At 67.3% G+C, this 13292-nt stretch carries 14 protein-coding genes; 2 read left to right on the plus strand and 12 right to left on the minus strand.

The genetic code is table 11. The annotated features are described in order from the left end of the window. Positions 1–7: 7 nt before the first annotated feature. From IB258_RS27175 to IB258_RS27200, 6 genes are all read right to left on the minus strand, one after another. Entirely contained in the window at positions 8–727 is a 720-nt protein-coding gene (locus IB258_RS27175; protein ID WP_054458931.1) for an ABC transporter ATP-binding protein, read from the minus strand. Beyond that, positions 724–1476, minus strand: a complete 753-nt coding sequence (locus tag IB258_RS27180; RefSeq protein WP_054458933.1) for an ABC transporter ATP-binding protein — start codon at positions 1474–1476, stop codon at positions 724–726. Before IB258_RS27180 ends, IB258_RS27175 begins: the two co-directional genes overlap by 4 nt. Then, positions 1473–2741 (minus strand): branched-chain amino acid ABC transporter permease, encoded by a 1269-nt coding sequence (locus IB258_RS27185; protein WP_192353457.1) that lies wholly within the window; start codon positions 2739–2741, stop codon positions 1473–1475. The genes IB258_RS27180 and IB258_RS27185 overlap by 4 nt, the downstream gene beginning before the upstream one ends. Beyond that, positions 2738–3679: a branched-chain amino acid ABC transporter permease gene (locus IB258_RS27190; protein ID WP_054458937.1), complete on the minus strand. Its 942-nt coding sequence runs from the start codon at positions 3677–3679 to the stop codon at positions 2738–2740. The genes IB258_RS27185 and IB258_RS27190 overlap by 4 nt, the downstream gene beginning before the upstream one ends. 167 nt (positions 3680–3846) lie before the next feature. After that, on the minus strand, positions 3847–5082 hold the full coding sequence (locus IB258_RS27195; RefSeq protein WP_054458939.1) for a branched-chain amino acid ABC transporter substrate-binding protein: 1236 nt from the start codon (positions 5080–5082) through the stop codon (positions 3847–3849). Between the two features lie 42 nt (positions 5083–5124). Then, entirely contained in the window at positions 5125–5943 is an 819-nt protein-coding gene (locus tag IB258_RS27200) for a shikimate dehydrogenase (protein WP_119450286.1), read from the minus strand. Positions 5944–6183: 240 nt separating this feature from the next. Here IB258_RS27200 and IB258_RS27205 point away from each other — a divergent pair, with 240 nt between their 5' ends. Together IB258_RS27205 and IB258_RS27210 are read left to right on the plus strand one after the other, a co-directional pair. Further along, positions 6184–6921 carry an SDR family NAD(P)-dependent oxidoreductase gene (locus IB258_RS27205; protein ID WP_013396517.1) on the plus strand — a complete coding sequence of 246 codons (738 nt, stop codon included), beginning with the start codon at positions 6184–6186 and terminating at the stop codon, positions 6919–6921. A 107-nt stretch (positions 6922–7028) separates the two neighbouring features. Beyond that, a complete protein-coding gene (locus IB258_RS27210; RefSeq protein ID WP_054458942.1) occupies positions 7029–7775 on the plus strand; it encodes a FadR/GntR family transcriptional regulator in 747 nt (248 codons plus the stop codon). 33 nt (positions 7776–7808) lie between these two features. On the opposite strand, the gene IB258_RS27215 is transcribed toward IB258_RS27210, so the two are convergent. From IB258_RS27215 to IB258_RS27240, 6 genes are all read right to left on the minus strand, one after another. Next, entirely contained in the window at positions 7809–9146 is a 1338-nt protein-coding gene (locus tag IB258_RS27215; RefSeq protein WP_054458944.1) for an NAD(P)H-dependent oxidoreductase, read from the minus strand. Between the two features lie 71 nt (positions 9147–9217). Beyond that, the gene (locus IB258_RS27220; protein WP_054458946.1) at positions 9218–9778 is read right to left on the minus strand and encodes a 5'-3'-deoxyribonucleotidase; all 561 of its coding nucleotides are present in this window, start codon (positions 9776–9778) and stop codon (positions 9218–9220) included. Between the two features lie 47 nt (positions 9779–9825). Continuing rightward, positions 9826–10377 carry an RNA 2',3'-cyclic phosphodiesterase gene (gene thpR, locus IB258_RS27225; RefSeq protein WP_225590533.1) on the minus strand — a complete coding sequence of 184 codons (552 nt, stop codon included), beginning with the start codon at positions 10375–10377 and terminating at the stop codon, positions 9826–9828. A 26-nt stretch (positions 10378–10403) separates the two neighbouring features. Continuing rightward, positions 10404–11150 carry a chemoreceptor glutamine deamidase CheD gene (gene cheD, locus IB258_RS27230; protein ID WP_054458947.1) on the minus strand — a complete coding sequence of 249 codons (747 nt, stop codon included), beginning with the start codon at positions 11148–11150 and terminating at the stop codon, positions 10404–10406. Positions 11151–11437: 287 nt separating this feature from the next. Further along, a complete protein-coding gene (locus tag IB258_RS27235; RefSeq protein ID WP_175163493.1) occupies positions 11438–12346 on the minus strand; it encodes an ABC transporter permease in 909 nt (302 codons plus the stop codon). Further along, positions 12343–13101 (minus strand): cell division ATP-binding protein FtsE, encoded by a 759-nt coding sequence (locus IB258_RS27240; protein ID WP_192353458.1) that lies wholly within the window; start codon positions 13099–13101, stop codon positions 12343–12345. Before IB258_RS27240 ends, IB258_RS27235 begins: the two co-directional genes overlap by 4 nt. Between the last annotated feature and the right edge of the window lie 191 nt (positions 13102–13292).

A 13292-nucleotide genomic window follows, 5' to 3' on the forward strand; every position in this document is an offset into this window, starting at 1 on the left:
CCGGCGCTCAGACCGCCAGCCATTCCTGGACCACGTCCTGGCGCTCATGCAGCTGCGCGGGCGGTCCTTCGAAAACGATGCGGCCATGGCCCATCACGCTGACGCGGGTGGAGACCTTCAGCGCGATGGTCAGCTTCTGCTCCACCAGCACCACGGACACGCCGCGCTTGTGGATGTCGCGGATCACGTCGGCGATCACTTCCACGATCTTCGGCGCCAGCCCTTCGGTGGGTTCGTCGATCAGCATGACCTTGGGGTTGCCCAACAGTGAACGGCACATGGTCAGCATCTGCTGTTCGCCGCCCGACAGGTTGCCGGCCTTGGTGCCGCGGCGTTCCTTCAGGCGGGGGAAGTAGTCGAACATTTGCTCGGTCGACCAGTAGGGCGCGTCGTCGCGCTTGGGCTGTTCGCCCATGCGCAGGTTTTCGTCCACGGTCAGGTTGGCGAATACCTCGCGCTCTTCCGGTACGAAGCCCAGGCCGGCGCGGGCGATCTCGAAGGGACGTTTGTTGGTGATGTCGCGGCCTTCGATGGCGATGCTGCCGCCGGTCACGTCCACCAGGCCCATGATGCTTTTCATGGTGGTGGAGCGGCCGGCGCCGTTGCGGCCCAGCAGGCTCACGACCTCGCCGCGGCCCACGGTCAGGTCGATGCCGTGCAGGATGTGGCTCTTGCCGTAGTGGGCATGCACGCCTTGCAGGCTCAGCAAGGGGGATTGCGTCGTCATACCGTTTCCTCTCCCAGGTAGGCTTCGCGCACGCGGGCGTCGCCGCGGATGTCGGCCGGCGTGCCGGTGGCGAGGATCTCGCCGTAGACCAGCACGCTGATGCGGTCGGCCAGCGAGAACACCACCTGCATGTCGTGCTCCACGATCAGCAGCGTGCAGTCGCGGGTCACGTCCTTGATCAGTTCGACCGTGTAGTCCACCTCGTGCTGGGACATGCCCGCCATGGGCTCGTCCAGCAGGATGACCTTGGGGCGCGAGGCCAGCGTCATGCCGATTTCCAGCGAACGCTGTTCCGAGTAGTTCAGGTCGCCGGCGGCGGTGTCCTGCTTGGCGGCCAGGCGCACTTTCTCCAGCAGGCGGTCGACGTCTTCGTTGACGGCGCGGTTGCGGGCGATGGGACGCCAGAAGTTGTAGACCAGGCCGTGCATGCGCAGCACCGCCAGTCGCAGGTTTTCGCGCACGGACAGACGCGGGAACACGTTGGTGATCTGGAACGAGCGCGCCAGCCCCAGGCGGTTGATGCGCTCCGGCGGCAGGCCGCCGATGGAGCGCGCACGCAGGCTGATGTCGCCCGAGGTCGGCGCGAACGAGCCCGACATCAGGTGGAACAGCGTGGACTTGCCGGCGCCGTTCGGGCCGATGACGGCATGGCGTTCGCCGGCCTCGACCTTCAGGTTCACGCCGCGGATGATCTGCGCGTCGCCAAAGGACTTGCGCACGTCGGTCAGGGTCAGGATTTCGTGGCTCATTGTGCAGCCTCCAGCGCGGGAGCGGCTTGTTCGTCGTCGCGCCACAGGGCCAGCGCCCAGCGGCAGGCAGCGAGGCCTGCCAGGAACAACACCAACGGAATCAGCCAGGTCGCCAGCGCCAGCGGCGCCCAGTCGTGGCCGAACAGCGGAATGTCGGGCCAGCCGGCCTCGGGATTCATGGCCAGCAGCGACCGGTAGTCGCGGGCGAACATGCGTTGCAGCAGCTCCACCGTGAAGACCGTGGCGCAGGTCAGCAGCAGGCCGCCTGCCACCGAGACCGCGGCGCGCGGCAGCCAGTTGCCCAGGCCGCGCTCGCGCAGCGAACGGGCGGCGCCCTGCACCAGGCCGACCAGGCCGTCCGGCACGAACAGCATCACCAGCACGAACAGGATGCCTTGGTACAGCAGCCAGGAGCGCGTGATGTCGGCCAGCGTCTGCGACAGGAAGGTCAGGATGGACGCGCCCAGCACCGGACCGAGGAAGGCGTTGACGCCGCCGATGTAGGCGAACAGCACCGCGTCGGTGGACAGCTTGACGTCGAACAGCACGTAGTTGCCGGCTTCGATGTTCAGCGCCTGCAGGCCGCCGGCAATGCCGGCGAACATGGCGGACAGCGCGAACACCAGGGTCTTGAGCGTGTGCGGCCGATAGCCCAGGTAGCGCAGGCGGTTGGCGTTTTCGCGCAGGCCCAGCGTCAGCCGGCCCAGCGGCGTGCGGGTCAGGCCGTAAAGCGCGGCCAGCGACACCAGCACCCAGGCCAGCACCAGGAAATAGACCTCGATGTCGGAACCGAAGGTGAAGCCCCAGGCCGGCATGCGCATGGCGGACACGCCCGCCTCGCCGCCGAACACGCCCTTGAGGTGCGGCGCCAGCGCATGCAGCAGCTCGGCCAGCGCCAGCGTGATCATGGCGAAATAGACGCCGGCGCGCATGGTGGCGAACCAGCCCGCGACCAGGCCGAACAGCAGGCCGGCCACGCCGCCTGCCAGCGGCATCAGCGGCGTGGGCAAGAGGCCCGCGCCGCCCAGCGCGTTCATGGCATGGATGGTGGCGAAGGTGCCCACGCCGAAGTAGGCGGCGTGGCCGAAGGACAGCATGCCGCCCTGGCCGGCCAGCAGGTTGAAGGCGCAGGCGAACAGCGCGGCGATCAGCATCTGCACGGCCGCCACCAGCTGGCCCGGGGGCAGCAGCCAGGGCAGCGCGCAGAGCGCGGCCACGCACAGGACGAGGAGCAGGAGGACGGAAGTACGGCGGGTCTGGCTCATGCCTGTTCTCCCTTCAGGCCCGAAGGCTTGACCAGCAGCACCACCAGCATCAGCAGGAAGGGGAGGGTGGCCGCCAGGCTGGAAATCTTCACGGTCATCAGGCCGCCCACGCTTTCGGCCCATTCACCGGCGCCGAACAGGCCGAACAGGGTCGCCAGGCTGGCGTCGATGCCGACCGAGAACGAGCTGATCAGACCGATCAGCAGCGAGGCGATCATCGCGCCTTCGAGCGAGCCCAGGCCACCCACCACGACCACCACGAACACCAGCACGCCCAGTTCCAGCGCCATGTTCGGATTGGTGGTGTAGAAAGCGCCCGCGACCGCGCCGGCCAGGCCGGCCATGGCCGCGCCCACGCCGAACACGCTCATGAACACCAGCGGCACGTTATGGCCCAGCGCTTCGGCCATGCGCGGGCGGTAGATGGCCGAGCGCACCACGATGCCGACGCGGGTGCGCGACAGCAGCAGATAGATCACGGCGAACATCGCCAGCGACACGCCGCCCATCAGCAGGCGGTAGAAGGGGTAGTCCGCGTCGAACACGCGGAAGGCCGCGAAGTTGAGGAACTGCGGCACGCGGTAGTCGACCGGAAAGTCGCCGTAGAACAGCTTGATCAGCTCCGCCACGATGAAGGCCAGGCCGAAGGTCACCAGCAGTTCCTGCGCATGGCCGAACTTGTGGACGCGGCGCAGGAAGTAGCGCTCCACGCCCATGCCCAGCAGGCCGGCGATGATGGTGGCCAGGACCAGCGCGGTCCAGAAGCCGGTGACGGGCGTCAGGGTGTAGGCGGCATACGCGCCTATCATGTAGAACGAGGCGTGCGCGAAGTTGAGCACGCCCATCATTCCAAAAATCAGTGTCAGGCCTGCCGACACCATGAATAGCAGCAGGCCGTAAATCACGCCGTTCAACAGTGAGACGGTAAAGTATTCCATGTCCGCTCCAGGATTCTTGCGCTAAGACGACGGACGTCTTGCGAGCGATGCGCACCAGGGTTTTTCCGGCCCGCGCCGGGGGTGCGCTTATTGATCTGCGACGAATGGATGGGCAAGCGCGTCCGTGGCGCCATGCGCAAGCTGGCGACGGACGCGCTTGCAACCCATCAGTTCGGCCGCTGCATCTTGCAAGTGGCTTGCGGCGGCGCCGACACGTCGGCCGCGGCCAGCACCTTGACCGGCTCGAAGCCCATGTCGGTGCCGTCGGCCTTGTACTTGGCGTTCTTGCCGACCTTGGACACCACCATCGGCAACTGCACCTGGTGGTCTTCCGCGCGCATCGTGTAGGTGCCCAGCGACGAGGTGTAGGTGACCTTCTCCAGCGCGCCGGCCAGTTGCGGCACGGACAGCTTGCCGTCCTGCGGCTTCACCTGCTTGAGCGCCTCGCCCAGGAAGCGGATGCCGATTACGGTCTGCGGTTCGGTGTAGCTGGGGTAGTGGCCGGTCTTGGCCTTGTAGTCCTCGGCGAACTTGGCGCCTTCCTCGCCCGCGGCCTCGATGTTGTACGGATGGGCGATGTAGTGGCCCAGCGCGACTTCGCCGGCATTTGCCAGGTTGCCCACCTGGTCCAGGAACACCGTGGCGAAACGGACCTTCAGGCCGGCGGCCTGCGTGGCCTTCATCAAGAGCAGCAGGTCGTTGGACCAGTTGCCCGTGATCACGGTGTCGGGCGTGGCCGAGCGGATGCGCGCCACGTAGGGGGCGAAGTCCTGGATCTTGTTGACTTCGTGCAGCGTCTTGCCGACCACTTCATAGCCATACTGCTTGGCAAAGCGCTCGGTGGCGCCTTCCATGTCCTGGCCCCAGGAGTAGTTCTGGTTGATGGCGTACACGCGCTTGCCCAGCGTGCCGTCGGCCGACATGACCGAGGCCAGCGCCTTCACGCGCAGGTCGGCGTTGGTGGTGAAGCGGAAGTGGTAGAAGTGGCACTTCTGGCCGGTCAGTTCCAGCGCCTCGCCGCCCACGTTCAGGAACACGACTTCCTTGCCCGGGTTGCGCAGGTTGTGCTTGCGCACGTCTTCGGTCAGCTGGCCCGAAATGGCCGACGAGGACCCTTGCACCAGGATCTGCACGCCTTCGGCCGCGGCTGCGCGGAAGCGGTCGGACGCGCCCACCGGGCCGCCCTGGTTGTCGAACTCGACCAGTTCCAGCGGCTGGCCGTTCCAGCCGCCGGCGGCGTTGATGCGGTCCAGCTCATACTTGACCGCGGCGCGGAACATCAGGCCGGTCGAGGCCTGCGGGCCGGACAGCGTCTCGATCAGGCCGATCTTGACGGGCGCGGCCTGGGCCGATGCGGCGATGCCGGCCAGGCACAGCAGGCCAGTGGTGAAAGCCAATTTCATGCGTGTCTCCTCCGTGGGACGGGAGTGTGGTGAATCTGTTGATCAGGCAAGCGCGCGGGCGGGCTTGCGCGGCTCTTCTATGCCCAGGAAGCGGGCAATTTCGGCAATCTGCCCTTCCAGCATGTACAGGCCCGGATGCGTGCGGCAGCCGCGCGCGGCGGCGGCGCGCAGCAGGGGCGTGTCGACGCGGCTCATGACGGCGTCGGCTACGACGGTGCCGGCGGCAAGCGCGTCCAGCTGGAAGGGCAGGGGATCGGTGTCGTTCAGGCCCAGCGAGGTCGCGTTGATGGCGATGTCGCAAGCCTGGGGCGCGGCGCTGGCCACGCTGATGGCCAGGCCGGGATATTGGCGGCTCAGATGAGCGGCGAAGGAGAGCGCCTTGTCGGCGCTGCGGTTGTACAGGCGCAGGCTGGCGGGACCGGCGTCGGCCACGGCACAGGCGATGGCCTTGCCCGCGCCGCCCAGGCCGGCCAGGTAGACGTGGCGGCCGGCCGGATCATGGCCCTGGCTGCGCAAGCCGGCGACGAAACCCAGCCCGTCGAAGTTGCCGCCGGTGAGCACGCCGTCGCGCAGGCGCACCGCGTTGACCGCGCCGCTTAGCTGGGCCGAGGGCGTCAGCGCGTCGCACAGGGCGGCGGCATTTTCCTTGTGGGGCACCGTCACCACGATGCCGCCCAGATTGGCCAGCCCGCGGATGCCGGCGAACAGGCCGGGCAGGGCGTCGGGGGCCACATGGAACGGGACCATGACCGCGTCCACGCCGCGCTCGCGCAACAGGGCGTTGAGCCGCTGGGGCGTCTTGACGTGCGCGATCGGGTCCGCCGCGATCGCGAAAACGGTAGTGCTGCCGGTGATTTCCACCTGTTTGTCCCCTGCCTGGGTAGCGGCTTGCCGCCGTGTCGTTCCCGACTCTCTTGCCTGAAAGCGCCAGTTGCTTTACGCTTTCGGAATAAGTTGTCAGGCAACTTTATTAAGTTGTCCGATAAATCATAGGGCAAGCGTTTTTCCCGTGTCAAGCGGCGGTTTCGGGAGTCCAATCGGAATTCCAGGGACCGCCGGAAAGGCGTTCAGCCCGCGTATGAGCGTGCTACAGGAGACAGAATGATTTCGTTCGAAGGAAAGGTTGCCGCCATCACCGGCGCGGGCAATGGCATCGGCCTGGCGACGGCGCGGCTGATGGCGGCGCATGGCGCGCGGCTGGTGCTGACCGACATCGATAATGCGCGCCTGGAAGAGGTCGCGGCCGAGCTGGACCCCAGCGGACAGCGCGTCTACACGCGGGCGCTGGACGTGTCGGCGTCGGCCGACTGCGAACGCGTGTTCGAGGCGGCGGCCAAGCATTTCGGCGGGCTGGACCACCTGGTGCATTGCGCCGGCATCTATCCGGAGCAACTGGTCAAGGACACCAGCGACGAGGCCTGGCGCACGCTGATGCGCGTGAACCTGGACGGCACCTTCTATGTATGCCGCGCCGCCCAGCGCCATTTGCGCCACGACGGCTCCATCGTGTTGCTGACCTCGCTGGCGGCCCAGCGCGGCAGCTATGCGCACGCGGCCTATTCGGCTTCCAAGGGCGCGGTGCAGAGCTTCACGCGCAGCCTGGCGCTGGAGCTGGCGCCGCAGATCCGCGTGAACGCGGTCGCGCCGGGCATCATCGCCACTTCCATGACGCAGGACCTGATCGGACAGAAGGGCGCGCAGCTGCTGGAAAGCACGCCGCTGCGCCGCTACGGCACGGCGGAGGAAATCGCCGGCTCCATCGCGTTCCTGTGCTCGCCGCTGGCCGGTTTCGTCACCGGCGAGGTCATGCAGGTCAACGGCGGCATCTATATCGCGTAAAGTCCCAGGATGGCGCGCCTGTCCATGCCGCGTCCGGTCCGCCAGGCATTCCCATAAACAAGAGGCGGCGCGTCTGCGCGCCGCCCGCAAGTTTCCACCATTCGACCATGCAGCCCAACCAAGAACAGGATCCGCCGCGCGCCGCGCCCAAGAGTTCGCTTTCGGCGGCGCTGGGCGACGCGTTGGCGGAGCAGATCCGCCAGGGGACGCTCGCACCCGGCGATCGCCTGCCCACGGAAAAGCAGCTGACGGAAACCTATTCGGTCAGCCGCGCCGTCGTGCGCGAAGCGCTGGCGCGCCTGAAGTCCGAAGGCCTGATCACGTCGCAGCAAGGCAGCGGAGTGTTCGTCGATCCGAACTTCCAGAAGAACGCGTTCCGCATCGCCGCGCCCACGCCGGGCGACAACCAGGAACTGGAACATATCCTGGAGCTGATGCTGTCCATCGAAGTCACCGCCGCGCGCTACGCTGCGCAGCGCCGCACCGACGCGGATCTGAAGAAGATGCGCCAGGCGCTGGTGGGCATGGAATACGCGCTGCTCAACGACAAGCTGGGCGACGAAGAGGACTACCAGTTCCACCATGCCATCGTGCAGGCGACCCATAATCCGCACCTGGTAGCCCTGAACGATTACCTGGAAGCCAATGTGCGCCGGGTCATCCGCAGCGCGCGCAACAATACGGCGCGCATGTACACCGAACGCATGGCCGCGGTGCAGAGCGAGCATCAGGCGATCTTCGCGGCCATCGACGCAGGCGATCCGGACGCCGCCGGACGCGCCGCCGACCAGCACCTGCGCAACGCCGCGGACCGCTTGCGGCTGTTCCAGGCGGAGCGGCCGGCGCCGGTCTAGGGCGCCGGGGACTGCCTGCCGCGCGGGTGAGTCCTAGGCGAAGGTCTGTTCCATTTCGCGGCGGAACTGCACGGCCGTGGACCTTTCGTCGTACTCCACATCGGCCCAGCGGATCGCCTGCGATTGGCGCACCGGGTTCTTCAACTTGACCTGGTGCGACAGGCCCAGCGGCAGATAGCCCTCGTCCACTGAATCGCGCGCCGGCATCAGCCGGCCGTACACCGTGTAGCCGCCTTCGCCGTCCAGGATCTGGCCGGCCGGCAGGTCGCGCTTGGCGGTGGCGACGACGTCGCCATGCCAGCCCGCGGGCGCGCCGGTGGGTTCGCGGCGCAAGCCCACGCTGGCCACGCTGATGCCCAGCTCCAGGCCGATCAGGTGATAGGGTTTGTACATGGCGGTGTAGTTGCCGCTGGGGTCCGTGACCAGGCCGTATTCCTTGAAGCAGCGGCGCACGTAGTCGCTGTCGGCGGCCAGGGTCACGTACACGCCCCAGCGCAGGTCGCGGAACACCGGGCGGCCGTCGCGCTCCAGCGAGGAAATCACCTCGACCTGGCCGCGATGGTGCAGGATGCCGCCGCTTTCGCGCGGCCGCAGCACGCGCGCCAGATCGTCCACGCCGCAGGGCGGGAAGTGCAGGCCGGATGGCGAGGGCAGCAAGCCCGTGGCGTTGGACACCGCGGCCATTTCGATCGCGCTCTTGGTGCCGTCCAGGAAACTGTTGAACATCTGCGCGTTGAAGTCGCCCGCCGCTACCATCTCGGCGGTGAAGCCGTAATAGGGCCAGACGGTGTCCGGCGTGGAGGTATGGAATTCCGGCAGATACTTGGTGCCCTTGCCCGCGGCCATGACCTCGAAGCCGCTGGCGCGGGCCCAGTCCACCATTTCGCAGATCAGGGCCGGCTGGTCGCCGTAGGCCAGCGAATAGACGATGCCGGCCTCTCGCGCGCGCCGCGCCAGCAGGGGGCCGGCCAGCGCGTCGGCCTCGACGTTGACCATGATGATGTGCTTGCCGTATTCGCAGCAGGCCAGCACGTGGCTGATGCCGGCGGCGGCCTGGCCGGTGGCGTCGATGACGATATCGACATCGGGACTGGCGATCACGGCGTGGGGATCGTCGCTGAAGTAGACCTTGCCGTTCTTCAGCGCATCATTGGTGCTGCTGGCGTTGAGCGCGCTGGCGGGCCAGCCCACCCGGGTTAGCGCCGCGCGGGCCCGGTCGGGCGCCAGATCGGCCACGGCGACCAGCCTCATTCCCGGCGTGCGCGGGGCTTGGCTCATGAACATCGCGCCGAACTTTCCGGCGCCCAGCAAGGCAACACGCAAGGGCTTGTGATCGGCTTCTCGCTGCTTCAGCAGGCGGTACAGATTCATGGCGCGGGCTCCTCCGGGGTGGGGGGTACTGCAACACAGAATAGTCCCAAATCGCGGCTACTGAACAGGACTCACTCGTCTGCCGTATACAGCTCTCCGGCCAGCACGTTGCGCCAGTTCTGCCAGCTGATGCGGGGGCGGTCCGACACCTCGCGGTTGTAGGGGGCGTCGAACAGGATGTGCTTCCAGCGCGGCTTGACCGCGCCTTCGATCAGGGGCTTGTCGTCGATCAGCAGGTGGCCGTGCACCAGGGTCTTGTCCTTGGTCAGGATCAGCCGGTTGGTCGCTTCGCGGCCCAGGTGTTTTTCCACCCACAGGTACTTCTCCGCCACGCAGTTCTCGAACTGCGACAGGGGCGAGGAGCAGATGCGCACGTCCATGCCCAGCGCCAGCAGTTCCTTTATGGCGTCCAGTGCGCCGGGCACCGGCGGCAGGTCGCGGATGAAGCCGGGCGCCGTGTAGATGGCCTCGGCCATGCCGCGCAGCTCGGGGGCGTAATCCTGGCGGATGTAGAAAGACTTGCGGTCCTCGAACGCCACCGGCGGGATGTCCGGATGGCGCGCGCGCCAGGCGTCGATGAAGGCGTGTTCGAAATCGGCGAGCACGCCGTCTTGGTCCAGCAGGATGATCATGGCGGTCCCGGGTGATGGCAACCGGCTGATTGTGCCAGAGCGGAACGTCAGGAGTCTTGCGGCCGGGACTGCGCCACGATGCGGTAGCGGCTGCCGCCCGATTGCGATTCGGAGGCGACCAGCACCATGCGGTCGTAGCGCCAGGGCAGGGGGGCGGGCGCTTCGGCTGGCGGACTGGAGTGCTCGATGTTGCGCAGCAGGGTGACGTGCGGGCGGAAGGGCTGCGGCGGCGCGGCCAGGCCAAAACCCGACAGCCATAGCCACAGATCATCGTGGGCGGCCTGCAGGCCTTCGGGCGTGTCGCCGGGACCGGCCCACAGGATGCGCTGGCGGCCGAAGACGCCGTAGCGGTCCAGCATGATGTCCTCGGGGGCGAGGCGGCGTTCAGGTGTCGCCGCGGCCAGCTCATCGGCGAGCGCCGCGTCCACCGGCCCAAGGAAGGCCAGGGTCAGGTGCAGGGTTTCCGTGCGCATGGCGCGCCCGCCGCAGCTGGGCCGAGCCTGCTCTGCCCAGGTCGCGAGCTGGGCGGCCAGCGAGGGGGCGGGCCACAAGGCGTAGAACAGGCGGACGGTGGACATGCGCTGATTGTAGGGGCGCATGCGGCGCAATGCGCATGCGCGGCCCTTCAGTCGCTTGTGGTTTCGGTGCGGCGCCGGCGGGTCAGGGCGGTGTCGAAACGTTCCACGCCTGGGCGGGCTGGACGGTCGAAGCGTTCCACGCCGGGACGGGCCGGGCGGTCGAAACGCTCCACGCCGGGACGGGTGAAGCGCTCGACGCGCTGCGGGGTTTCGGTCTTGGCCTGCACGCTCTGGGCGGCCGCCTGTTCGCGCTTGGCGATGATTTCCTCGGCGCGCTGATGATGCGGCGCCATCTTGCGGACCATCACCCGGCCGTCGCGCGGGAAGTAGTTGATGCGGCGCGCGTGCACGTCGCCCAGGTCTTGCGCCTTGACGGGGATGCCTTCGGTTCTGAGATAGTTCAGCACGAACTGGCCGTTGCGTTCGCCGATGTTCATCTGCTGCATGGCGGACAGCACGGCGCCGCCGCCGAATACCTTGGCTTCAAGCCGGTCGCGCGCCGCGCCGGCCTTCAGCAGTTCGTTGATCAGCACTTCCATGGCGAAGGCGCCATAGCGCATGGTGGCCGAGGCGGGCGACTGCATGTCGCCCTCAGGCAACATGAAATGGTTCATGCCGCCCACGCCCGTGATCGGGTCGTGGATACAGGCGGCGACGCAAGACCCCAGGACGGTCGAGATCATCAGGTCTTCGTTGGTGACGTAGTACTCGTTGGGCAGTACTTTCACCGCCTGACACTGGAACGCGCTGTCGAAATAGTGGCGCGTCGCACGGGCTTCAAGACGGGCGGCCATGGGACTCGATTAAGGGCAAGTACAACGATTGGGACACGAAGGTGGCAGCTCGAGAACAGAAATGTATCAAAATATGTAAGAAAATGTCGCTTTATTCTTGCATACTCAAGCTTCCAGCGGGTGAATTGCTATGTAACGGGCGCAGTAATGTGTCCTGTTTTTGCAGCCCGGCCCAAAGCCGAAGACGCCCGCAGGCAGGCATGCAAGCATCCTACACAGGCGGGCGGAAGTCGTTCCCCGGATCACGGGGAAGAAGGGGCTTTATACGGAGCTTTAGGCGCTGCGCGTCAGAAGCGCGTGCTGCGGGTGACCGACCAGCGGGCCGACAGGGCGCCCAGGGCGGCCGAAGCCACCACCGCGCCGATCAGCACGGACGGGCCCGGAAGGTGCAGGGCGAATTCGGCCCCGTAGCTGCGGGCCAGCCCCACCAGGGCGTCGTTCAGTGGCGACAGCGCGACCGCCGCCACGCCGATGGCCAGAAGCGAGGCCACCGCGCCCGATAGCGCGCCCAGGTAGAGGAAGGGGCGGCGCACGAAGGATTCGGTGGCGCCCACCAGCCGCGCCACGCCGATTTCCTCGCGTTGCGACAGCGCCTGCATGCGCACGGTATTGAAGACCGTCGCCAGCACCACCACCGCCACGCAGGCGGCCAGGAAGGCCAGGCCGATGCGGGCAAAGCGCAGGATCGCCTCCAGGCGCTGCACCCAGGCGCTGTCCAGCTGCACCAGGTCGACGTGGTTCCATTGTTTCCAGGAGGCGGCCAGCTTGTCTGCCCGGCCGGCGAGGTTGTCGCCATCGGCCAGCGTCACCACCACTGCGTCCGGCAGGGGGTTGCCCGGCAGCACGGCCAGCGCCTGCTGCCAGGCCGGGTTGGCGCGCAGATCCGCCAAGGCGTCCTCGCGGCCCACCACGCGCACGGCGCGGACGTCGTCCTTGAATTCGTCCTGGATCCGTTTGGCCACGTCCGCGGCGGCGCCCGAGGGGGCGTCCACGCGCATGAAGACGGTGACTTCGGGGGTGACCGACATCTGGCGCGCCACCGGCTGGACCGAGACGAGGATGGCACTGCCCAACAGTGGCAGGGCCAGCGCCAGGGCCATGACCAGCAGGTTGGCCAGGGAGGAGAACGGTTGCTTGACCAGCCGGCGCAGGGTGACCAGCAGCGCGTAGCGGTGTTGCCGCAGCCAGGCGTTCATACGGACTCTCCCGGGTAGGCGCGGCCGGACGCGGCGCCCGGCTGCTGCCCGATACCGGATTGTCCCGCGCCGGCCTCAGGCTGCGGCGTTGCGGAACCCTGGGAGTCGGCGAACTTGCCCGGGTCGATGCGCAAGGTGCGGGTGGCGTAGCGCGCCATGAGGTCCTGGTCGTGCGAGGCGATCAGCGTGGTCACGCCGACGCGGTTGAAGTCGCGGAACACATTCATGATGCGCTGCGCGTTGTCGTGGTCGAGGTTGGCGGTGGGTTCGTCGGCGATCAGGATGGCGGGCCGGTTCACGATGGCCCGCGCGATCGCCAGGCGCTGCTGTTCGCCGCCGGACAGTTCGATCGGATTCAGGTCTTCCTTGCCGGACAGCCCCACCTTGTCCAGGGCGGCGCGGGCGCGCGCCGCGGCCGAGTCCCAGGCGTGGCCCGTGACCGCCAGCGGCAGCATGACATTTTCGAACGCGCTGCGATCGAACAGCAGGTGCGTGTCCTGCAGGATCACGCCCACGGCGCGGCGCAGGTACGGCCGGGCGCGGGCGGGCAGCTTGTCCAGCCGCTGGCCGTTGACCTGGATCGACCCCCGGCTGGCGGGCTCCAGTCCGCCGATCAGCTTGAGCAAGGTGGACTTACCCGCGCCGGACGGCCCGGATACGAAAACGAACTCTCCCGCGCTCACGCGGAAGTTGATGTCGGCCAGGATATTGCGGCCGCGACCATATGATTTGAATACGTGCTGGAATTCGATCATGGCGGCTGTCAGATGAAGCCGCAATAGTAACTCGGGGACACTAAGGTGGCCTAAACCGCCTGGACGATGCGCGGACAAATATTTGCGCGCAAGGCGTCCGGGCGCGTTTGTCCTGGCGCAAACAGTGCCCCCATTTTCGACAGGAAACAGCGTTTCATTTCACCCAGTGTCCCTATATTTCAAGGGAATTC

The sequence above is a fragment of the Achromobacter sp. ACM02 genome, assembly GCF_014851605.1.
GTDB lineage: Bacteria > Pseudomonadota > Gammaproteobacteria > Burkholderiales > Burkholderiaceae_B > Achromobacter > Achromobacter aegrifaciens.